The organism is Desulfonema magnum (genome assembly GCF_017377395.1).
Taxonomy (GTDB): Bacteria; Desulfobacterota; Desulfobacteria; order Desulfobacterales; family 4be13; genus Desulfonema_C; species Desulfonema_C magnum.
Map to the genome: position 1 here is coordinate 4,950,038 of NZ_CP061800.1, position 22,760 is coordinate 4,972,797.

20 protein-coding genes and 1 pseudogene are annotated in these 22,760 nt (G+C 43.1%); 16 read left to right on the forward strand and 5 right to left on the reverse strand.

The window, feature by feature from the left end; genetic code table 11:
- Positions 1-418 precede the first annotated feature (418 nt).
- The 8 genes and pseudogenes from dnm_RS18985 to dnm_RS19015 all read left to right on the forward strand — a co-directional run bounded on the left by dnm_RS18985 (position 419) and on the right by dnm_RS19015 (position 6,441).
- Positions 419-880, forward strand: a complete 462-nt coding sequence (locus tag dnm_RS18985) for an Hsp20/alpha crystallin family protein (protein ID WP_207678481.1) — start codon at positions 419-421, stop codon at positions 878-880.
- Between the two features lie 46 nt (positions 881-926).
- Positions 927-1,406: an Hsp20/alpha crystallin family protein gene (locus dnm_RS18990; protein WP_207678482.1), complete on the forward strand. Its 480-nt coding sequence runs from the start codon at positions 927-929 to the stop codon at positions 1,404-1,406.
- Between the two features lie 18 nt (positions 1,407-1,424).
- Positions 1,425-1,820, forward strand: coding sequence for an Hsp20/alpha crystallin family protein (locus dnm_RS18995; protein WP_207678483.1), 396 nt, complete (start codon positions 1,425-1,427; stop codon positions 1,818-1,820).
- Between the two features lie 94 nt (positions 1,821-1,914).
- Complete coding sequence (locus tag dnm_RS19000) at positions 1,915-2,373, forward strand: Hsp20/alpha crystallin family protein (protein WP_207678484.1); 459 nt, start codon at positions 1,915-1,917, stop codon at positions 2,371-2,373.
- A 29-nt stretch (positions 2,374-2,402) separates the two neighbouring features.
- Positions 2,403-2,519: pseudogene (locus dnm_RS31460) on the forward strand (hypothetical protein); the annotation flags it as partial.
- Entirely contained in the window at positions 2,514-2,834 is a 321-nt protein-coding gene (locus dnm_RS19005; RefSeq protein ID WP_337833621.1) for an Hsp20/alpha crystallin family protein, read from the forward strand. The pseudogene dnm_RS31460 and the gene dnm_RS19005, both read left to right, overlap by 6 nt.
- Before the next feature lie 1,285 nt (positions 2,835-4,119).
- Entirely contained in the window at positions 4,120-5,172 is a 1,053-nt protein-coding gene (gene rfbB / locus dnm_RS19010) for a dTDP-glucose 4,6-dehydratase (protein WP_207678486.1), read from the forward strand.
- A gap of 630 nt (positions 5,173-5,802) precedes the next feature.
- A complete protein-coding gene (locus tag dnm_RS19015; RefSeq protein ID WP_207678487.1) occupies positions 5,803-6,441 on the forward strand; it encodes a hypothetical protein in 639 nt (212 codons plus the stop codon).
- A 143-nt stretch (positions 6,442-6,584) separates the two neighbouring features.
- Here the strand turns inward: dnm_RS19015 and dnm_RS19020 are convergent, their stop codons facing one another.
- Positions 6,585-6,845 (reverse strand): DUF3467 domain-containing protein, encoded by a 261-nt coding sequence (locus dnm_RS19020; RefSeq protein ID WP_207678488.1) that lies wholly within the window; start codon positions 6,843-6,845, stop codon positions 6,585-6,587.
- Positions 6,846-8,024: 1,179 nt separating this feature from the next.
- On the opposite strand from dnm_RS19020, the gene dnm_RS19025 reads away from it, so the two are divergent.
- The 8 genes from dnm_RS19025 to dnm_RS19060 all read left to right on the forward strand — a co-directional run bounded on the left by dnm_RS19025 (position 8,025) and on the right by dnm_RS19060 (position 19,064).
- Positions 8,025-10,988, forward strand: coding sequence for a BPTD_3080 family restriction endonuclease (locus dnm_RS19025; RefSeq protein ID WP_207678489.1), 2,964 nt, complete (start codon positions 8,025-8,027; stop codon positions 10,986-10,988).
- Positions 10,989-11,242: 254 nt separating this feature from the next.
- Positions 11,243-13,762 carry a site-specific DNA-methyltransferase gene (locus dnm_RS19030; protein ID WP_207678490.1) on the forward strand — a complete coding sequence of 840 codons (2,520 nt, stop codon included), beginning with the start codon at positions 11,243-11,245 and terminating at the stop codon, positions 13,760-13,762.
- A 19-nt stretch (positions 13,763-13,781) separates the two neighbouring features.
- A complete protein-coding gene (locus tag dnm_RS19035; protein WP_207678491.1) occupies positions 13,782-15,308 on the forward strand; it encodes a HEAT domain-containing putative sorting protein in 1,527 nt (508 codons plus the stop codon).
- 38 nt (positions 15,309-15,346) lie between these two features.
- Positions 15,347-16,042, forward strand: a complete 696-nt coding sequence (mrtD, locus tag dnm_RS19040) for a CPBP family intramembrane glutamic endopeptidase MrtD (protein ID WP_207678492.1) — start codon at positions 15,347-15,349, stop codon at positions 16,040-16,042.
- Positions 16,043-16,447: 405 nt separating this feature from the next.
- A complete protein-coding gene (locus tag dnm_RS19045; protein ID WP_207678493.1) occupies positions 16,448-16,993 on the forward strand; it encodes a periplasmic heavy metal sensor in 546 nt (181 codons plus the stop codon).
- A 125-nt stretch (positions 16,994-17,118) separates the two neighbouring features.
- Complete coding sequence (locus dnm_RS19050) at positions 17,119-17,685, forward strand: GAF domain-containing protein (protein ID WP_207678494.1); 567 nt, start codon at positions 17,119-17,121, stop codon at positions 17,683-17,685.
- A 3-nt stretch (positions 17,686-17,688) separates the two neighbouring features.
- Positions 17,689-18,600, forward strand: a complete 912-nt coding sequence (locus dnm_RS19055) for a protein kinase family protein (RefSeq protein ID WP_207678495.1) — start codon at positions 17,689-17,691, stop codon at positions 18,598-18,600.
- A 20-nt stretch (positions 18,601-18,620) separates the two neighbouring features.
- A complete protein-coding gene (locus dnm_RS19060; RefSeq protein WP_207678496.1) occupies positions 18,621-19,064 on the forward strand; it encodes a universal stress protein in 444 nt (147 codons plus the stop codon).
- A 20-nt stretch (positions 19,065-19,084) separates the two neighbouring features.
- On the opposite strand, the gene dnm_RS19065 is transcribed toward dnm_RS19060, so the two are convergent.
- The 4 genes from dnm_RS19065 to dnm_RS19080 form a co-directional block, all read right to left on the reverse strand.
- On the reverse strand, positions 19,085-19,609 hold the full coding sequence (locus tag dnm_RS19065) for a hypothetical protein (protein WP_207678497.1): 525 nt from the start codon (positions 19,607-19,609) through the stop codon (positions 19,085-19,087).
- A 20-nt stretch (positions 19,610-19,629) separates the two neighbouring features.
- Entirely contained in the window at positions 19,630-20,085 is a 456-nt protein-coding gene (trxC, locus tag dnm_RS19070) for a thioredoxin TrxC (protein WP_207678498.1), read from the reverse strand.
- A gap of 176 nt (positions 20,086-20,261) precedes the next feature.
- On the reverse strand, positions 20,262-21,362 hold the full coding sequence (locus dnm_RS19075; protein WP_207678499.1) for an MAE_28990/MAE_18760 family HEPN-like nuclease: 1,101 nt from the start codon (positions 21,360-21,362) through the stop codon (positions 20,262-20,264).
- A 5-nt stretch (positions 21,363-21,367) separates the two neighbouring features.
- Positions 21,368-22,549, reverse strand: a complete 1,182-nt coding sequence (locus dnm_RS19080) for a DUF262 domain-containing protein (protein ID WP_207678500.1) — start codon at positions 22,547-22,549, stop codon at positions 21,368-21,370.
- Positions 22,550-22,760 lie beyond the last annotated feature (211 nt).

Consider the following 22,760-nt stretch of genomic DNA (forward strand, 5'->3'; position numbering starts at 1 on the left):
GTTTTGCTGTTTTTCCTGACACTTAACACTTAACACCTGACACTTTCATATAAACGGCCATGACCTGCCGGTCACAACGAAAAATGAAAGTTTTGCTGTTTTTCCTGACACTTAACACTTAACACCTGACACTTTCATATAAACGGCCATGATCTGCCGGTCACAACAAAGGATGAAAGTTTTGCAGTTTTTCCTAACACTTAACACTTAACACCTGACACTTTCATATAAACGGCCATGATCTGCCGGTCACAACGAATGATGAAAGTTTTGCAGTTTTTCCTAACACTTAACACCTGACACTTTCATATAAACGGCCATGAGCTGCCGGTCACAACGAAAAATGAAAGTTTTACAGTTTTTCCTGACACTTAACACCTAACACCTAACACTTTCATATAAACAAGGAGGTGCAACCATGTTTAATCTCATATCATGCAGAAAACCTCAGCGGAATGAAATCGCCCGTTTTCGCAGTGAAACAGATGATTTTTTTAAGCGATTTTTTGATATAAGTCCGTTTGACAAAAGAAGTTTATTCTCGGAAAAGGCATGGTTTCCTTATACAGATGTAAGCGAAGGAGAAAAAGATATAACTGTCAAAGCTGAGATTCCCGGAGCTGACAAAGAGGACATTGACGTACAAGTCAGCGGCAGAACCCTGACCATTAAAGGCGAGAAAAAGCAGGAGACCAAAGAAGACAATGAGGACTACCATCGGGAAGAGCGGTTTTACGGGACGTTCAGGAGAAGCATCAGGCTTCCTGCCGGGGCAGATACGTCAGACATTGACGCATCATATAAAAACGGAATCTTGAACATTACCATGAAAAAGATAAAACCGTCCGCATTCAAGAAGATCGAAATCAGCGGCACATAATGCGATGACACAGCGAACCATATTTTTCTTTTAAGGAGGTGACATTATGACAATTATCAGGAGAACAACTCCGGGTTATCCGGGAACATATTTTGGATGGGGCCTTACAGACCGTGATTTTGGACTGCCAGTAAACGAGATGACTCGGCTGTTTGAAAATTTTTTCAAACGCGGATACCTGGCAACATCCCGCCGAGCCTTTCCGCCGGTAAATCTCTATGAAGATAATGAGAATTTTTATATGACCGCGGAACTTCCCGGTATGACGGAAAAGGACATTGAGATCAATGTCGAAGCAGACAGCATTCGTCTGAAAGGTGAACGAAAAATAGTCAGTGATGAATGCAAAAATGTCTGTTACCATCGTCGGGAGAGAGCAGGCGGCGCTTTCAACAAAAAGGTAAATCTCCGGAACCGCATCTCAACCGACAAGGTGACAGCGAACATGAATAACGGTGTCCTGAAGATCACCATGCCCAAAACTGAGGATTCAAAACCCAAAAAAATTGAAGTCAAGGTGAATTAAGAAAGGAGGTGGAGAAAAATGGAAGCTGGAGAACTTAATGTTCAGGATAAAAAGGAAGCAGAGGCCCAGGGAGAACTGACAAGACCCGGTGATTTTTTCACACCTGTTGCGGATATTTTTGAAGACAGGGATTCAGTGATCTTGGTTGCAGATATGCCCGGGGTCAATAAAGACGGCGTAACGATTCAGGTTGAGGATAACAAACTGAGCATTCAGGGTGAAGTCGGCACTGAGAGACCCGGCAGGCCCATATTTTCAGAATACCCCATAGGCGGCTTTATGAGAACATTCACGCTTGCGGAGATTATTGACCAGTCAAAAATTGAGGCCAGCATAAAAGACGGTGTCTTGCGAGTTGCGCTCCCCAAAGCCGAAGCAGGCAAACCCAGAAAGATAAGCGTAAAGGCAGAATAATGGAGAAAATGATCAGTGATTGAAGATTGAAGGCTTTTTTCAGACTGGCAATCTTCAATCTTCAATCAAGAATTAAAATAAGGAGGAATGAATAATGAGAATCAGGAGAATGTTCAATACGCCCGTATGGGGATGGAAAACGCCGTTTGACGAACTGGATCGGATGAGAGGTCAGTTGGATAAATTTTCCGAGGAACTGGAGAAAGGGTTATTACAGCGGCGTTGGTCAGGTGTTTTCCCACTGATCAATGTGACCGAAGATAAGGATAATTATCAGGTTCGTGCGGAACTTCCCGGATTAAAGACAGATGACCTGGATATCTCTGCAACCGGAAAAACCCTTACTGTATCAGGTGAGCGGAAGATACCTTCCGAGAGCAAAGAGGTCAATTATCACAGAAGGGAGCGGGAAGCAGGAAAATTCAGCAGAATCGTCACATTACCGAATCAGATTGATCCGGCAAAGGTTGAGGCCAGCCTTACTGACGGAGTTTTAACGGTTGTTTTGCCCAAAGCTGAGTCAGCAAAACCCAGACAAATTACAATCAGCTAAGAACCGGGTTTTCAAACCCGGTTTCCGGCAAATTTAAACATAAGGAGGAATGGAAAATGACAGAATCCAAAGATATTCAGGTAAAGGAAAAACAGGAAGTGAACGCTTCCGCGGAACAGACAAAACCAGGTCCGACTTTTGTGCCGGTTGCAGATATATTTGAAACAGAGCTTGAAATCACCCTGCTCGCGGACATGCCGGGGGTGAAGCCGGAAGACCTGGATATTGACCTTCGTGAAAATACCCTCACTTTGGCGGGAGAAGTGGAACCGCCCGAAGGTGCTGAAGAAACAGATATATTCAGAGAATATCAGACAGGCAGATATTTCAGGCAGTTTACCCTTTCCGAAGTCATTGACCAGTCAAAGATTGACGCCAAGTTAAATGACGGTGTCCTGAGGTTGACCCTGCCGAAAGTTGAAAAAGCAGCGCCCCGGAAGATTATGGTTAAGGCGGGCTAAATCACGTCTGATATTCAAATAAGGTTATCAGACCCGATATTTTAAATTTCAACTCGTTACGAGGCCATGCTTCGTAACGCGAGACCGGGAGGCTTTGCCTCCCGTATAGAAGGGGAAAAGAAATTTTATCTTTTCCCCTTTTGAATACAGTCACCCACCTCCGCCACACACGGAAAAACCTTTGCCAGTCTCATCTGTCCTGTCCCCGCATTAATCGTGAAAATGAAAAAATCAAGAGCGCACCCGCGGAAACCCGGCTTTTTTCCAGGCTTAAGCGTAAGCGGGTTTTCCGGTATTTTCTCCGGAGTGCGAAAATGCTTTTTCGCAATGCCGCCTGCCCAAATGCCAACGCCAGAATCATGAATGTATTTTCTCCGGAGTGCGAAAATGCTTTTTCGCAATTGCAAAAATAAAATTTTTGCACTCCGGATCCGCCCGGAACTTCCTAAGTCAACAGCATTAGGGGAACCTCCCCGGTCGGAAAAACCCGGGTTTTTCCCCCGTCTGTCGTGTCTGCTCTGTGACAGCCCGGAAACTTTGCGATCTGCTGAGAGTTCATGTTTTGCAGCGTAATGTTGAAAATGGAACTTGATTATCAGGTGATAAAAGACTATTTTAAGGTAAGATTTTAAGAAAATTTTTACCCTTCCGGAGTGTCAAACTGCAAGTTTGGTACTCCGAATAATCTTTTTTTTAAAGTCTGTACATGACTATATTTTATACTCAGTGATCAAGTTTTTTGTTTCTGACTCTGTAAATAATGAAATTTGAATATATCAAAGACAGGGAACAGATGTCCGGTTTTTCAGACCTTAAAAAAATCAGAGCGTAACCAAAACCGAACACGACTTACCTGTTTTTACACTTTAAAAAAATTAAAATGTTCAGCAGACCGAAAATGTGTCCATGAAAATTTTTCGATCTGATGACACTCATACAATTTTCAAGAAAGAACATACCAGGTATATTCTTTCTGAAAATCATCTAAGGGATTTTCTAAAAAATAAAATACCCGGAATGTAGGGTGGGTGAAGCGAAGCGGAACCCACCTTACGCGGATGTCCGGTGGGTTCCGCTTCGCTTCACCCACCCTACGTTTTCCACATTTTTCCGAACCGGGTATATTATTTATTTGGAGTTCCCTAAGTTAGTGACCGGAATAAAGATTCCTTGTTTAAAAATTATCACCAAGCTCAGTCAGTAAAAAAAAACTTTATCATCAGATGATTAATACTAAATGATAAATATCTGTCAAATTCAAAAAATTTGGCAGTCAGGGGGATTTATGAAAGCGATGCTTGTTACAGGCGGCTGCGGATTTATCGGGACAAATTTTATCCGGTATCTGCTTTCCAAATCTGACTTTACAGGACGCATTGTCAATGTGGATAAGCTCACATATGCCGGAAATCTTGAAAATATGACTGAAATTGATAAAAAATTTATAGGACGGTATAAGTTCATAAACGCGGATATATGCGATTCCGAAGCCATGTCAGAATTATTTGAAAAATATAAAATTGATACGGTATGCCATTTTGCAGCAGAATCTCATGTTGACAGATCTATCGCGGAGCCGGATGCTTTTATCAAAACCAATATTGTCGGTACATTTAATCTCATTGAACTGGTCCGAAAACATAAAGATCAGATGCTTCTCTTTCACCATGTCAGCACCGATGAGGTTTATGGCGCCCTTGGTCCTTATGGCTTTTTTACCGAAGATACGCCTTACAATCCGAGCAGTCCTTATTCCGCGTCCAAGGCATCTTCCGACCATCTTGTAAGAGCCTATCATAAGACATATGGAATACCTGTGACCATTTCCAACTGTTCAAACAATTACGGGCCATACCAATTTCCGGAAAAACTTATTCCCATGATGATACTGAACGCCCTTGAGGGAAAAAGTCTTCCGGTTTACGGTGATGGCCGTAATGTAAGGGACTGGCTCTATGTGGAAGATCATTGCAGTGCCATATGGGAAATCATGAAAAAGGGAAGGCGGGGCCAAACCTATAATATCGGGGGCAGGTGTGAGATGTACAATATTGATGTGGTAAGAAGAATATGCGACCTTTTGGATGAGCTGAATCCGATGCCAGGCGGCGGATCACGAAGAGGACTGATAACTTTTGTCAAAGACAGACCCGGTCATGATTTCAGATATGCAATTGATTTCAATAAATTACGCGGAGAGACCGGTTGGGAGCCGAATGAGTCCTTTGAAACCGGAATGAGAAAGACCATTCAATGGTATCTGGATAACCAGGAATGGGTAAGCAGAGTCAGAACCGGAGAATACATGTCGTGGATGGAGCAGCAGTATAATCTCTGAATCAAAGACTTCCGAAGTATTATAAGCTTTGGAAGTCCTGTGTTCAACAGATTGGAAAAAATTTTTGTAAAAAAACGCTTCGCTCTGTTTTTGCGCTCCGGAAAAAATTTTTGCTGATTATAACGGATTTAGGGGAGGGCTGATTCAGCCCTGTAAGGGCGGTATATTTATAGCAGATTTGCTCCGGAGGGATCCGGAGTGCAAAAATTATATTTTTGCAGTTGCGAAAAAACATTTTTCGCACTCCGGAAAGAACACCGGACGGAGCCGGAGTGCAAAAATTGTATTTTTGCAATATCCGGAGTGCAAAAATTGTATTTTTGCAGTTGCGAAAAAACATTTTTCGCACTCCGGAAAGAACACCGGACGGAGCCGGAGTGCAAAAATTGTATTTTTGCAATATCCGGAGTGCAAAAATTGTATTTTTGCAGTTGCGAAAAAACATTTTTCGCACTCCGGAAAGAACACCGGACGGAGCCGGAGTGCAAAAATTGTATTTTTGCAGTTGCGAAAAAACATTTTTCGCACTCCGGAAAGAACACCGGACGGAGCCGGAGTGCAAAAATTATATTTTTGCAGTTGCGAAAAAACATTTTTCGCACTCCGGAAAGAACACCGGACGGAGCCGGAGTGCAAAAATTGATTTTTGCAATATCCGGAGTGCAAAAATTGTATTTTTGCAGTTGCGAAAAAACATTTTTCGCACTCCGGAAAGAACACCGGACGGAGCCGGAGTGCAAAAATTGTATTTTTGCAGTTGCGAAAAAACATTTTTCGCACTCCGGAAAGAACACCGGACGGAGCCGGAGTGCAAAAATTGTATTTTTGCAGTTGCGAAAAAACATTTTTCGCACTCCGGAAAGAACACCGGACGGAGCCGGAGTGCAAAAATTGTATTTTTGCAGTTGCGAAAAAACATTTTTCGCACTCCGGAAAGAACACCGGACGGAGCCGGAGTGCAAAAATTGTATTTTTGCAGTTGCGAAAAAACATTTTTCGCACTCCGGAAAGAACACCGGACGGAGCCGGAGTGCAAAAATTGTATTTTTGCAATATCCGGAGTGCAAAAATTATATTTTTGCAGTTGCGAAAAAACATTTTTCGCACTCCGGAGAGAACACCGGAAAATTTGTTTTTTACGGTTTTCACACCTTTAACATGTCCGATCCAATATACGCCGCGGTCAATATCATGGAACTGGCCTTCAGCAATCGCAGCATCAACGTAATTGGCACGACCACCAAAATGAATCGGCACATAGCGGGATAAACGCGCAATCATATCTGCCGGGTATCTTCCCCCGTCATAAGGGCCTGGCTGCAACACAGGATCGCCGATTTTAGCATTGTTTGAATTGGCCAGAACGTGATTGTTGCTCAGGAAGTCCCGTGATCCACTGACGAGCTTGTCTGCTATTTATTTTTTTCCAGGATGCGCCCAAAACTCCGCTCATACTGCTCAACAGACTGCCGAAGCACTTCCAAAAAAGATTTCGCATAAACCGGACTCGTAACAATACGGATATAAATATCCCCTTCTCCGTTTTCAGAATAAAACTGCCCGAAATCGAATAAGAACTCAGAGGCATTGTGCCCGACCTTGAAATAATTGGCGTAACGTCCCTCAAGTTTCTTATCATCACAGTCAGTTTTTGATGTGCGAACCTTTTTCATGTTGATGATCTTTCCAATGTTGTTCCGTCCGGATGACGGGAAGGATTAATCTGTGAATAAATATAAGCAAGATGAGTGCCAACCCGGGCCAAACAGAAGTTTATTTTATAACCTTCTGATAAATAAAGATTAATTTTAAATGAAGCGTATCGGAAGTTCTCATTCTTCTGGTGAGAAATGTTACACATTCTGTTACACATAAAATTTTTGTCACACCCAAAAAAATGAGGTTTTATGATTATAATATGCTGAAAACATATCTTTTCATTTGGTATAAACCGAGGAGGAAGGAAAGTGCGGAGGTGTAACATTTTTATGTTACAGAATCATGTGACAGTGTTACACTCGACGACCAAGTTTTGGTAGTCCTGCAAAGGTGGTGATAAATCTCGTTCAGTTCCCCGATTATCGGGACACTGAATCTCATTCATCACTGCTCGTGCAGGACTACCCAAATTTTTTTTGCCATTCCTGCGAAAGCAGGAATCCGCTGCTTTCAGAAAGCCTGGGGGTGTCCCACCTTTTACACATCCGAAAAAATCAGCCACAAAGACACAAAGGAACCGCAAAGAGACTTCGTCAGACTTCGTGTCTTCGCGGCAGAAAAAACAGGCGTGTCCCGCCTTTTATCCGAAAAAATCAGCCGCAAAGACACAGAGGAACCGCAAAGAGACTTCGTGAGACTTTGTGTCTTCGTGCCTTCGTGGCAAAAAAACCGGATGGGTCCCGCCTTTCACACATAAAACCTGTCCTTGTGTAAAAGGTGGGACACACCCGAAAGCCTGATCATCGAGATTACAGTTAATGGTTAATTATTTTTTTAAAACTGCGCAAAATGATAGGGGTATTTTATTTTGGGGAAATCCCTTATTGTTGTTTCATCATTCTGCTGCCTGTATGTGATTGACATTATATAAGTCATAGGGTAGTTTTTTTCATTGTCATGGAATACCTCATATAAACAGACATGACCTGCCTGTCACAATGTCACATGAAAATTTTTTAATTTTTCTTAACACTTAACACTTAACACCTAACACTTAACACCTAACACTTAACACCTAACACTTAACACCTAACACTTAACACCTGACACTTAACACTTAACACCTAACACTTAACACCTAACACCTAACACTTAACACCTAACACTTTCATATAAAAAATTAAGGATAAGGCATGTCTTCATCATTTAATCCCATATTAAACAGCCCTTTTGAAGAACCGGATCATTATTATGATACCCAGCTGGACGGAAGTTTGGATTATGACAACATCATCAGCGGGAGGAGGCCCTTTGTTCCGGATGTTCCCCTCGCGCCGGTGAAGCCGGGGAAGCAAAAACAGGTCTTTACCGTAAAAGATGTTTCTGATACCTATGACACCCATCTGGTGAATCTCATCCGCAGGGAAGCAGGCGCGTGGCGAACTGCGGGATATCCCAATGTCACCCGTGTGACCGGGGAGCTGCTGACCTTCTGGTTTCTGAATCCTGAACGGAATAACAAACTGTTTTTTGCCCAGAGAGAGGCCATTGAAATCGCAGTCTGGCTGAACGAAGCCGCGGAAAAATCCAACGCGGGGCAGAATATTCTGAACCGGATCCGTGAGGGGCAGGTTATAAGAAAGACACATACTGGATTTAATTTGCCCCGAATTGCGTTTAAAATGGCCACAGGAACAGGAAAAACCGTGGTCATGGCCATGCAGATTCTTTATCATTTCTTTAATCGGACCGAATACAGAAATGATGTACGGTTTGCAGATTATTTTCTTATCCTGACCCCGGGGATAACCATCAAGGATCGTCTCGGGGTCTTATTTGCGGATACAGAGGCCCGGCATAAATATGATGCAAAAGATTATTATCATATCCGGGACCTGGTGCCATATGCTTTTGAAAACCGATTGTCCGGGCTGAATGCAAAGCTTGTGATTACCAACCGCCATTCCCTTGAACGCCGGGTGCTGAAGGGCAACAAGAAAAGCCCTTTTGACGGCAAAAAAGGAAGAAACAAAGACCATGGCATGGAAGATTATGCCCGTGTCATCCAAAAGGTCCTGGGGAAATTCAGAAAAGGCCGGCGGGTGGTGGTCATTAATGATGAGGCCCATCACTGCTACCTCCCAAAAGTAAAAACAAAGCAAAAGGAAAATCAGCGGGCCGCGGTCTGGATCACAGGAATTGCTGAGATTGCAAAGAAATTCAAAGTCCGGGCCGTGTATGACCTGAGCGCGACACCCTATTATCTGAATGGGTCAGGCTATGATCCTTATACCCTGTTTCCTTGGGTGGTGAGTGACTTCGGGCTGGTGGAGGCCATGGAGTCGGGGCTGGTGAAGATTCCCTTTATGCCTGAGACAGACACCACCCAGGAGATTGAAATGCCCAAACTCCGCAATATTTACGAGTTTGTGAAAGATGATCTGCCTAAAAAAAGCGCAAAGAAACAGAAATTTACAGCGCATCCCCAACTGCCGGAACTGGTGAGGATCGGTTTGGAGCAGTTTTATTCCCATTATAAAAAGGAATATGAAAAGGTCCGGGAATTGTTTGACAGCCCCCCTGTTTTTATCGTGGTCTGCAATAACACCAGTATTTCTTCAGAAATTTTCAGATATATCGCGGGATATGAAATTGAGCGAGAAGAGGGGGAGACTCAGGTGGTGAACGGGAAATTCGAGTTGTTTGACAATTTTGACCCGAATACCCGCCAGCTCCTCAGAAAGCCGCCCACGTTGCTTATTGATTCAGAGGAGCTGGAGAATTCCGATCAGATCACGCCGCAGTTTAAAAAAATATTCGCGTCCGAGATTGAGCGGTTCAAAGCAGATTATCGCAGACTCCGCCCGGACAGGTCCGTAGATCAGATCACAGACTCGGATTTGTTGCGGGAGGTGGTCAACACGGTGGGTAAAATGGGAACCCTGGGCGCGCATGTCCGATGCGTGGTGTCCGTGTCCATGCTCACAGAGGGATGGGACGCGAACACGGTCACACATATCATGGGACTGCGGGCTTTTGGGTCCCAGCTGCTGTGTGAGCAGGTGGTGGGACGTGCGCTCAGGCGGGTGAATTATTACAGGGACGAGACCGGCCAGTTCCCGCCGGAATATGCCCATGTGATCGGTGTGCCTTTTAAATTCTTCAAGGGCGGGAAAACTGCTGTGACACCGCCTAAGGGAGATATGGTTCAGATCAGGGCACTGCCGGAACGGGGCGCGTATGAGATTTGTTTTCCCAATATCACGGGTTACAGGATTGAGCGATTAAATGATGAGATCAGAGCGGATTTCAGCCAGATAGAACCGTTTGAGATTGATGGCTCAAAATTGCCTGCTGAGACCAAACTGACAACAGCGTTTTCGCCGGCATCCAAAACGTTGTCGCTGGAGGAGCTGAAAGAAAAACGGGAACAGGAGCTGATTTATCATATCACCCAGTCTCTGATTTCCCTTTGTTTCAGGGATGATGACGGAAATCCCCTGTTTTACCATTTTCCTGTCCTGAAAAAAATTGTTCAGGAATGGGTACGCACAAAGGTTTGCTGTATTGGCGACGCATTTAAAAACATGCTGTTTCATCTGGATGAAATGCGATATTGCCACCATATCATGCGGGGGATTCATGCGGATCAGCAAAAGCATGACAGTATCCTTCCTGTGTTTAATTCGTACAATAAATTCGGTTCCACTTGTCATGTGAACGGGGTGACAAGGAAAAAGATTTATCAGACCACGAAAAGCCATGTGAATTTTGTGGTTGCAGATACAAATGCCTGGGAACAGATCGCGGCAAAGACTCTGGAAGAGATGGATGAGGTGGTTTGCTATGTGAAAAATGAATTTCTGGGGTTTGCGATTCCATATCTGAAAGATGGCAAGGATGATAAGCATTATTATCCTGATTTTATTGCACAATGTAAATCTGAAAATGGGAAGAGGATTCAACTGATTATTGAAATAACAGGAATGAATAAGGACAAGGCGGAAAAAAAATGGTATGTGGAGAATCGCTGGCTCCCCGCGGTGAACACTGTCAGAGAAAAATACGAGTATGATGAATGGCGGTTTGTCGAGATCGCGGACGATATCAGGGATATTAAAAATCAACTCATTGAAAAAATTCGGGAATGTGTCTGATCCCTGGTTTACAGGATGACAGAACTTTCAAGATCAGAACGCGTTCCGCCTCCCTTGGCCCGGAGTAAAGAAAATGTATCGAGACATATTGATAAAACAAGTAAAAAAAGCTATCCTCGAGATGGAGCCTGACGCGGAGATTATTCTTTATGGTTCCCGCTCACGGGGCAATTCAACATTACTCAACTTATCCGAAGGGGTTAAATTAAAATAACATGCCCATAAAATCCATCAAACATAAACACGAAAAGCGTATGCACATTCCGTCTAAAGAAGAGGCCGGTTATGAGAAGGCAAATGCGAAAGTCCGGGAAAAAAAAACGGCCGCGTTTCCGCTGAATCCGGTGACGCATCGGGGGCAGGACCCGGAATTGTTTTGGCTGAACAAATATGCAAATGATGACCGGGAAACATTGCTGAAGGTGGATATCCGGTCCCTGTATCGCCATGAACATATTTCGCCTGAAATTTTAATTGAAAATTTGTATAAACTCAGAGAAGAAGAAAATCAGGAGCAGTTGTCTTTGTTTGAGCTTTTTGGCAATGGAATCCAAATGGATGAACTGGATAAGGTGGCGGAATATTACAGACATCAGGATGATTGGACAAATCGGATGATTCTGGGGGATTCTCTGTTGGTGATGACGTCTCTGCTTGAGCGGGAGGGCATGGCCGGGAAGGTCCAGATGATTTATATTGATCCGCCATATGGGATCAGATATGGCTCAAATTGGCAGATGAAGCTGGATAATCGTAATGTCGCAGATGGAAAAGATGATCATTTAAGCGGAGAGCCGGAGCAGATAAAGGCGTATCGGGATACGTGGGAACTCGGGATTCATTCTTATCTGAGTTATTTGCGGGACCGGCTTCTTGTGGCAAAAGACCTGCTCACGGAGAGCGGTTCCTGCTTTGTGCAGATTTCAGATGAAAATGTCCATCTGGTGAGATGTCTGATGGATGAGGTGTTTGGGAGTGAGAATTTTGTGAGACAAATTATTTTTTTTAAAACTACCTCAAAAGGAGGAAAATATCTTGATGAAAATGCTGATTATATTATCTGGTATGGAAAAAATTCAGAATTCCTTAAATATCGCCAATTATACCTTCCCAAAAAAATTGGAGGACCTGGGGCTAAAGAATATAAATACTTGATGTTAAAAAATGGAGAATGGAAAGCTTTGAGGCAGTATGATCTGTTTAATCCTAAAATTACGAGTCAGGATAAATTATTTAGCCACGATAATTTTACTTCACAATCCGGGGGAAGTACGACTCAATATTCTTTTGAATTTGATGATAAAAAAATAAATCCTCCTTCAAGAGGGGGCTGGAAAACAAATTTGAGGGGTCTGGAGAATTTAATTAAGAAAGATAGGATTATATTAGTTGGAAATACCCCAAGATTTGTTCGTTATTTTAATGATTTCCCTATTTATCCAATTTCAACCCATTGGGATGACACTCGGATCAGCGGTTTCAGTAATGAAAAACATTATGTAGTTCAAACATATACCAAAGTTATCCAACGTTGCCTGCTTATGACCACAGATCCCGGGGATTTGGTCTTAGACCCCACCTGCGGCAGCGGCACAACCGCTTATATGGCCGAGCAATGGGGCCGCCGCTGGATCACCATTGACACGTCCCGCATTGCGCTGAACATCGCCAAAACCCGGGTAATGACAGCGACATTTCCCTTTTACAAGCTCCACGATGAAAAGACCCATGACATCTGCCAGGGATTTATCTATAAAAAAGTGCCGCACATCACCTTAAAATCTTTGGCAAATGACGAGTCCCCTGCTGAAGAGACCCTTTATGATCAGCCCTATGAAGACAAAAAAAGGCTCCGGGTTGCCGGACCGTTCACTGTTGAAACCCTGCAAAGCCTGGACATCGCCTCCCCTGAATCTTTGGAACAGACCCACGATCCCCAGGACAAATTTGAAGCGCGTATCTTTGAGCATCTCATGTCCGCGGGCGTGAAGAACGGCATAAAAAACGAACATGCGGTATTTACCCGCGTGGATGCGCTGAACAGCCCCTATCTCCATGCGGAAGGCTTTTACCAGGGTGCGGACGGAGAAAAAAAAGCTTACCTCCACATCGGGCCCAAATTCGGAACCGTGAACAAGCTCATGGTGAACGAAGCCGTGAAAGAATGCCGCACCAGAGGAGATGCGGACTGGCTCATTATTCTTGGTTTTTCTTTTGACAGCGACATTTCAAACCGGAATGAAACCACAAGCTTAGGCTCCTTTGAAGTCACCAAAGTCCGAATGCACGACGATCTCATGCAGGAAGGGCTGCTCAAAAAGGACAAAAAGGCGGCTTCATTTGTCACCATTGGCGAACCAGACGTGAGATTGAACAGGAACGGAAAAACCGTTCAGGTGGAGCTTCTCGGTCTCGACATTTACGACCCCATCAGAGACCAAATCAAGGCACGAAATATTCATGACATTGCCTATTGGATGACAGATGATGATTATGATGGCAGTAATTTCATTGTCAGACAGGTGTTTTTCTGCGGCGGCAATAAAAAGGAAATGGACAACTGGAAAAAAGGATTGGACAAAACCGCTTCCGCAAGAGCCAGAAAAACCGCTGAAAAAATATTTAAAATCGAAATTGACCAACACGCATTTGACAGGCTGTATGGTCATTTGTCCCATCCCATTGAGATCAAAAAAAACAGACAGAAAATTGCGGTCCGTGTGATCTCACAGTTTGGCGAAGAATCTATGAAGGTGTTGGAAATTGAGAATTGAGAATTGAGAATTGAGGCCAATGAAAACACATAAAAAAATAATGAATTATATAAACAGACATTTTTATGTTTTCAAAGTCATATTTGTGGGGCTGATGATCTCACAAGTGTTATCAACCATCGGGGTTTACAAATCAAATACTGAGCTTTTGGAGAGGGTTGAAGCCATTATCTATGCCGGGTATCTTGCGGTTCCCAATTCATATGTCATGGACAGCCTCGGGACATTCACATCCGCATTTCTCGGGGGTCTTTTTTTTACGCTGACCGTGGGAATATGCCTTACTTTCCTCTCTTTCGGGGCGGTTTGGGCCTGGGACCGTATTTTTTTCAGAAACAGCTGCTTTTTTCTTTGTTTCATGATTGCCTGGCTTTGGTGCGTGTGCGAAATTAACAGCCAGGGGTTTTCGAAAATCCCCAGCGCGTTTTTCCTTCTGATACCTGTCATCGTGGCTTCGCTCACAAGACTGTGGCTTCCGGATCCGCCTGAAAAAATGCCTTTGAAGCTGATGGTTCATTTTATTTCTCTGATGATTCTGATGGTTATCGGTGCAAAATCAAACCTGATGAATGATCAGATATTTTTAAAAACCCGCGACAACCTGCTGCTGTCAAATCCTGTAGGTATAAAACTGAATGATTTCTATTATAAATATACACTTTACGCGGCACGGCTTTTTAAATCTCAGAACCAGAAACTTATCAAAACATGCAGTCTCGCGTTAATAGATGACATGGCTCTGCGAGAGCGTATTGAAAAAATATTGCTTAATCATGATTATCTGATTCTTGAAAGAGGAGAACCCACGGATCTTGATATTATAAAAATAAGAGGTCGTCTCATTTTTAAAATTCAGGTCTGGACAATTCTTGAAACCACCCCCGGAGAATTTCTCCGCTCCCCTCGGGAGATACTAAAAATGTTTTCCGAAAGAAGCGACAAATACGTGTTTTTTAGGAAATTCACCTTTCTCTCCCTTTTGCTCGTCCCTTCGGTAACCTTGTATGTCGGGATTTATGTGGTGTTTCGTATTCTGTCAGGATTCTTTATGAAACCGGCTTCGGCTTCGGTGCTTGCAGGAATATTCTGTTTCATCATAGGACTGAGCCTGCTTCTGTCCTTGCGTTTCGATACTGAGGAATATATTGAGACCACAGAATTGGCTGACTATCTGGAATCTGATAACTGGCACCGCAGGGTCGCGGCTCTGAAAACCATAAGGAAAAGAAGGATTGATATCAGCAAATTTCCTTCTTATACAAAAATAATGGAAAGTCCTCATATTCCGGAACGTTACTGGTTGGCAAGAGCCATGGGGGGCAGCCGGTCTCCCAAGGTGTATTACGACATATTGAAACTTCTTGATGATCCTAATTTCAATGTGGTTTACAGCGCGTTCTACGCGCTGGGGCAGAGAGGCGAAAAAAAGGCTGTCGGGAAGATTCTGAGGCGGATAAGAACATCTGATAACTGGTATGTCCAATGGTACGCATATAAAGCACTCAGAAAACTCAGGTGGAAGCAGAGAAAGGGAATTGAGAATTGAGAATTGAGAATTGAGAATTGGATATCGGAAATTGAAAATTGAGAATTGGATATCGGAAATTGAAAGCTTTGCGATCTTTGTATGTTATGTATAATCGTCATTTCCAAATGACTGTTGAAATAAAACCTTTTTTTATATGTGTCGGTGTTCTGCTTTTTACCGAACTGGTGGCAAGTGTCATTTTGTCAATGGATATGATTCCCCGGATGCTTGTCATAGGAGCGATTCGTTTGCTTCAGATTCATCTTTTTCTTCTGATTTTTATTGTCTGGGGCAATGGCTTATCTTCCTTAGGACTGGGAAAAAATCAGTTATGTTCCGGGCTGTGGCGGGGAATGCTCTGGTCCGCTGCTTTCGGGATTGTGGTATTTATTGGTTTGGGTATTCTGTTTTTTTATGGGCAATCCCCTTCAACGCTTATTCATACCCGCTTTCCCGAACAAACAGGAGAGTTACTTCTTTTTCTCTTTGTGGGCGGATTTGTGGCACCTGTTGCGGAAGAGATTTTTTTCAGGGGAATGCTTTACGGATTTCTGAGACCCCTGGGCATATTTGTCGCTCTTTTTCTGAGTACACTGATATTTGTACTTCTCCATTCTGTCAGAAGCCCGACACAGGCAGTGGGCGGAGTCTTGTTTGCCGTTGCTTATGAAACAGAAGGCAAACTTATGGTTCCCATTACCATACATGTTCTTGGTAACATGGCCATATTTGCTGTTTCAGCTTTATTTTGACACAATGGAATGCAGGTTTTTTGATCCGATCCGGCAGGACCCCTTGTCATTCCTGCGAAAGCAGGAATGACAAAAAAACTTCTGATTATAACGGATTTAGGAGAGGCCGGCCAAGCCCCGTGGAGGCGGCATATTTGTAGCATTCGAAGATGCCGCATCAGCCTAAAATGGATTCCTGCTTTCGCAGGAATGACAAAAAAACTTGATTATCGAGTATCAAAAAGTTAAATTTTAGTCGCTTATATCTCACCCTGCTGATTTTTCTGAAAAAAGTAGCCGGAGACTTGACATTTTGTTCATACTCTATTATTTTCATTATTGAGTTTTAAAAAAGTATTTTTCCATAAATCCCGGGACGGGTTCTGCCCCGTCCGAATTAAAAGTCGAATTCAAAGGAGGTTTACAATGAAAAAAAATTATGTAATCCGATGGGTTATGGCGTTGGCGCTGATTGCCATGACAGGTTTCGGTGCAAATGCTTTTGCAGACTGGGGAATGGGATATGGTGGCTGTCCGGGCAAGCGCTTTCACGCTCAAAGTCGTTACGGAGGCCCCAGCTGGATGGCAGATCTCAGCGCGGATGAAATAAAAAAGGCAGAGGAAGAACGCAGTGCTTTTTTTACCGCAACAGAGGACATCAGGCAAAATATCTATGAAAAAAAACTTGAACTGAAAAGTGTGATGGCTAAGAAAACGCCGGATGTTGAAAAAGCAAAAACATTGCAAAAGGAACTTTCCGAGTATAAAGCCCGGCTTGACATGAAAAGACTCGAGCATATTATCCGAATGAAAAAAATTAATCCCTACTTAGGCAGAGGATTTTTAGAAGGAAAATTCAGAGGTCGGGGGTTTGGCTGTATGAATTGCCCTATGAATACGATGACACGCGGCAAAGGATACAAGGGTAAAGGATACGGCAAAGGGTCTCCTTACGGCATGACTCAGGAATGATAAAAAAGAACATTCAAAGACCTCCGAAGGTTCCGAAACCCCGGAGGTCTTCTGCAACAAAAATTTTTGTCCTGATAGTTAAAAAAAACAACAGCCTGAACCATTGGTATCTAGGAGAACTAACAATGAATGAAAAACCGGTCAGAAGGATCCATCTTCAAGAATTCAAGGCTATCAGCCGAGCGATTATCACTTATGAAGATTTGAATATGCTGCTCAATCATACTGTTGAGGGGGTATGCCGGGCATTTCAAGTCAAAGGATGCAGTATTATGCTTTTTGACGACAGGGAAAAGGAGTTTTTCCGCGTAAGCAGCCACGGAATCAGTGATGAATATCTTGGCAAAGGTCCCTTGCCTGTGGATAAAAAATACTGTTCCTTTGTCACAGGAGAGCCTATTTTTATTGAGGATATGCAAAATGATCCTCGTGTGAAATATCCCGAGGCAGCCGACAAGGAAGGGCTGGTTTCCATGTTGTCTGTTCCCATAAAATGCCGGGAAAGAATCATCGGCATCATAAGAATCTATAACAACGAATCCTGGACACTTGATGAGGATGATGTGGATTCTTTTTGTCTGCTGGCCGAGCAGCTGGGATGTGTGATAGAAAATAACGGTCTGAAGAATTTCCTTGATCAGGTAAAGATTTCTTTGGGAAGCCTTCCTTTACGGATGTTAGAGGGGCTATAGTCTATGAGAAAAGGACGGTTATTTACAGATACCACAGATTTTTTTTCAATAGACTGCGGAGACCAGATTCTCATCGGAGAGAAACAATATACGGTGACAGGTTATGAGCGGGAACGCCGTTTTGGTATCAGTGACCCCAAATTCTGGGTGAAGCGGGCTGTGGATTCGGAAACCGGAGAGAAGAAACTCATAAAACTCAGCTATTTTGAATCTTTTGAAACGTCCTTGGGCGGTGTGAAAATAAGATGTTTCAGAAATCCTGATAAAGAAGGCGATATTTTGGAGCTTGTGAAAGATCATCCCTATTTTATGCACGGAACAGCGTACAGGGATTCAAAAAACAACAATATCCGTGTATTGGATATTATACGGGGGAAAAATCTCTTTGTTTATATAGACTCCCTCAATATGAACCATGAGGTTTATTTCCGAACCATACTGCCGGATATTCTGAAAAAGCTGCTAAAAGCATTTGAGGCCATGCGCTTTCTCCATATTAACGGATTCAGACATGGTGATATAAGAAATGATCATATTATCATAGAAAATTCTACCGGAAACTATGTATGGATAGACTTTGATTATGATTATGATGCCCCTGAAAATCCGTTTGGCCTGGATGTATTTGGTTTGGGAAACATATTGCTTTGTACAATCGGAAAGGGATTTCATAGCCTTTATATGATAAATGACGATACAGCGACCTACGGAGACCTTATCCATCGTCTTGAGCCGGAAGATTTTTCTATTTTAGATAAATGGAGATTGGTGAATTTACGAAAATTATATCCCTATATTCCCAAAGTATTTAATGATATTCTTATGCACTTTTCAAGAGGCTCGGAAATATATTACGAATCTGCGGATGAAATTATTGAGGATGTGAGCAGGTGTCTGTATTCTGTTTTTGAATAAAAAAAGAGGGTGAAAAGATTATGAATTCAATTCTTGTGGCGTTGAAAGATTCGATGAGTTCCCGGAGCGCGGTGGATTATATTGCGGGGTTGCCTTTCTGTCCGGATGATGTGCATGTTACTTTGCTTCATGTGTTCAGGCAGATGCCGGCCAGTAAGGAATTCATGGGCGAAGCATTTACAAAGGAGGAGCCGGCAAGGCTGCTGGCTGTGTTGCAAAGCGCCAAAGACAAACTGGTGGAAAATGGTTTCAATCCCGACAACATTGATATAGAATTAGGGACAGAATCTTATCCGACAATATCTGACGGAATCATCAGCTATTTTCGGAAAGGGAATTTCGACATGGTGGTTATTGCCCGTAAGAATAAATCAAAAGCTGAAGAATTTGTTTTGGGTGATGTGAGTATCAAACTGGTCAGAGCGCTTGCGGGAACAGCCGTTCTGGTGGTTAAGCCCATGTAAAATAAGGTGCTGGTTTTCAGCTAACTGATAACCCGAATAAACGCTTCTTCCATTTTCTTCCGCGTGTCTTTGATCCCTTGGAGCGTCTGGTTGAATTTTTCCCGGACAGGACCGGCTTTTTTGCGGAGCCTGGTCATCTGAGGGGGACAGATATACCAGGCGCAGACCCACGGACGACTTATCCGAGGCAGGGTGCATCCTTTATGCCCCAGATATCGGCAGGTCTCTTCTTTTAAATCCCGCATCAGCTGGGCCGGAGGAATCTCCTGACCGCTGAGATGTAAAAACAGCAGATCCCGAAAATCAAACCAGACCTTTGCCTTGAGACAGCAGGAATCAGGACACCAGAGACAGGTGCCCGCGCATAACTCGTCCAAGATTGGAAAAACAGATTCCAATCCGGTCTGAATGTCCCGGGCAAGCTTCACAGGATGATCCAGTTCTGTGCGGTAAAGACGAATAAGATCACGGATGGTCCGGTTTGCCTCGTCCCATTCGGAAGGTGACCGCCACGGCGGCGCAAGCAGGTAAAAATCAGCAGACATAATCCCCCTCTGATGACAGCTCAGATATACGGAGCCATTTTCTGAATAATCGTCTGTTTCGGCATTGCCCCTACGAGGGTGTCCTTTAACTGACCATTATCAAATATTAATATGGACGGAATGCTCCTGATCTGAAATTTTGCAGAAATCCCGGGATTTTCATCAGAGTTCAGTTTGGCAACTCTTACTTTCCCTTTCCATTCCGACGCGAGTTCTTCAATAACAGGACCGAGCATCTGACACGGCCCGCACCAGGGGGCCCAGCAATCCAGAAGTACCGGCAAAGGCGATTTTAACACCTGGGCGTCAAAATTATTGTCCGTGATAATCACAGGCTTTTCCGTAAACGCATCAGCCGTGTGAATTGACGCACCGCATTTTCCGCATTTTGCCGTGAGACCGACTTTGTCCGAGGGAATTCTGTTTTTTGTTCCGCATGCCGAGCATCGGAGCAAATATGAATTGGGCTGACTCATTTGGATTTCCTCCTTTCAATATTTTGGGGTGTTAGGTGTCAGGTGTTAAGTGTTAAGTGTTAGGTGTTAGGTGTTAAGTGTTAAGTGTCAGGTGTCAGGTGTCAGGTGTTAAGTGTTAAGTGTTAGGTGTTAAGTGTTAGGTGTTAGGTGTTAGGAAAAGACTGGACTTTATCCGTTTACGACATGGTTTTTCTTTTGTCTGTTTTTCTGACTAGGAAAAACGTATGGTTCTCTTTTGCTCTGAATGATACGCGTATGCCAATATCTGTTCCTGACGAACTTGCGGGCACTTCTTTAAAACTATCCTTATTGACTTGGAGTTCCTCTATTTTTCCGGCCATGTATGGAAGAATATCATTGGTTGTTTTGGCAATAAGCAAATCACCTACTTTAATATCTGTATTTTTCACTGATATGCCAATAATCTTTCCCTTCTTATATATTCCGATGGCTGGTCCCAGTTCTGTCCCATTATATTTTACTTCATATTTTAATATATCGCTATAGACAACTTCATACAATGCTTTGCCATATATTTCAAGAAGGCCGATGTAATCCAGGAGTATGCCATTGTCGAGAAGCTCATCCGGAACTTCCCCGTGTGCCACTTCATTTCTGCGTCTGACCAAATCATTCAGATCAGATAAGGCTTCTTTCGGTTCTGTGTGATCCACGCTTCCCGGATCCTTCTCTTTCAAATATCTGGTAAAAACAGGGCATTTTATTACACGACCTGAGACATTCCTGACACCGATACTGGCAAATGATCTGGCGATCACCTCCGGCCGGAAATTGGCCGTGTGATGGACAAAGGGATACGGATTGAGCCGATATTTTGCTGAATCACTGATACAGGAGTGAAGGTCTGATATTAGCTGTTTTTTTGTAACCAATTCTTTTTCTTTATATTTCAATTCATCAATATGTTTTATAAACTCGACAGAGAGGTCTATGTGATTTTTGGTTATATCTTCCGGAAGCTTTGCATAGAGAGGAATTATTATATTCAACTGTTTCAGATAGGATTCAATCAGCGACTCGATAAACTGCTCAAGAAATCCGTAAAGCGATACGATGATACTGTTATAATCAAATTGCCGCTTTTTTTTCCGAGCTTCCAATATGTGTTCCTGATATGCTGAAACCAGAGATTCACATTCCGTTTGCAAGTTTTTGCTGACTTTAAGCGAAATCAGACGGGATTCCAATTCGAGTCCATGAATGTAATGGCGCAAATCATCAAGTCTTTTTTTAAAATACAGATGTGTATTTTCCACCGTAATTATCCTATTATATTCGCTATGATATCCTCAAAAAGTGCGATTCTCCTCTCAATATCATCCTGGTGAATGTACTTCTTCCCCTTGAACTCATCATACTTTTCCCTGTAAAGTTCTTCGACAGCATATAGAATTTTCTCACGGGAATCAAAAATCTGTTTCTTATTTCCAAGATGCTGACTAAAAACATACATCAGCGGATCATAGACCGTCATTCTCGCTCTTCTCTCCCAATGCCATCCATCATTCCAGGGACGCCTCAGCCAAAACGCTTTTTCCCCAAAAGTTCCGTAAACCAGACTGATTGTCTGGCTAAACAAATCTTCCAACTTTTCCAGCAATTCCTGAGAGAACTCCTGATTACCGTATCGGAGAAACTGATCCAAATAATGCTTTAGCGACTCTCTCGAACGCATCAGTTGCCGCCGCTGTCTGGTTGCAAAAAATCGTAATACCAGTTCCACATCTTTCATTTCCCGATAATGCTTATTTTCAAATAACGATTCCTCATCATCTGTCTCCGGAATACCCCATGTCCTGCATAAATATTTATTGCGGGATAATTTGCAGCAAAGATCATTCAGCGGCCCTCTGAGAATGGCATTCCGACTTTCCTGGGGGGTGAGTCTGACCCCTCCGCTGTTGATTCGCTCAAAAACCATCTGTTTCAACTTTTGCGCCTCTTTTTCATCCTTGGCGGTTTCATAGAGCAAAATGATGGAAGAAAGATAACGCCTGTCAATGCCCTTTGTTATCTGCTCAGGAAGCTGGGAATACCTGCGTCCGTTGAGTTCAGACCATTTTTCCAGCCCTTCAAGGACCAGTTTGTCCGTATAAAACTCGTATATGGCAGTAAGACGCTGAAGACCGTCCATTACTTCATAGTGTGAAGGACTGTCCTCATAGAGAAAAATCGGCGGGATAGGCACATTCATTATAAATGATTCAATCAACTGAGACTTTTTAGAATCGTACCATCTGTGCCGTCTCTGGAAATCCGGTTGTAATTCATAATCACCGCTGTCAAGCATGCTGACGATTGTCTTTAGCGGATACCGGGCCTGCTCGGTTACGATTCTGACTTCGCCTTTCACATATTTTTCATTGATATCCTCATCAGACATCGAATCAGCAGCTTCTTCATGATGTGTAAAGGTAAGTTTTTCTTTTGGAAATAAGGACATATATCCTCCTTCTGCTTTTATCTGGTCAAACTCCGCAACCAAGAGAGGCATAGCTAATAAAGTAAGTACCTGTGCAAAAGTTTTTAATATTTTCCAATCTGAGAATAAGCAGACAACAGGCAATGAGATTTATAAAAAAATATAAAAAATTTTTGATGAGGTACTTATGCAGATAGCTGGCATAAATTTTGCTGATGCAAAAACTATTCCG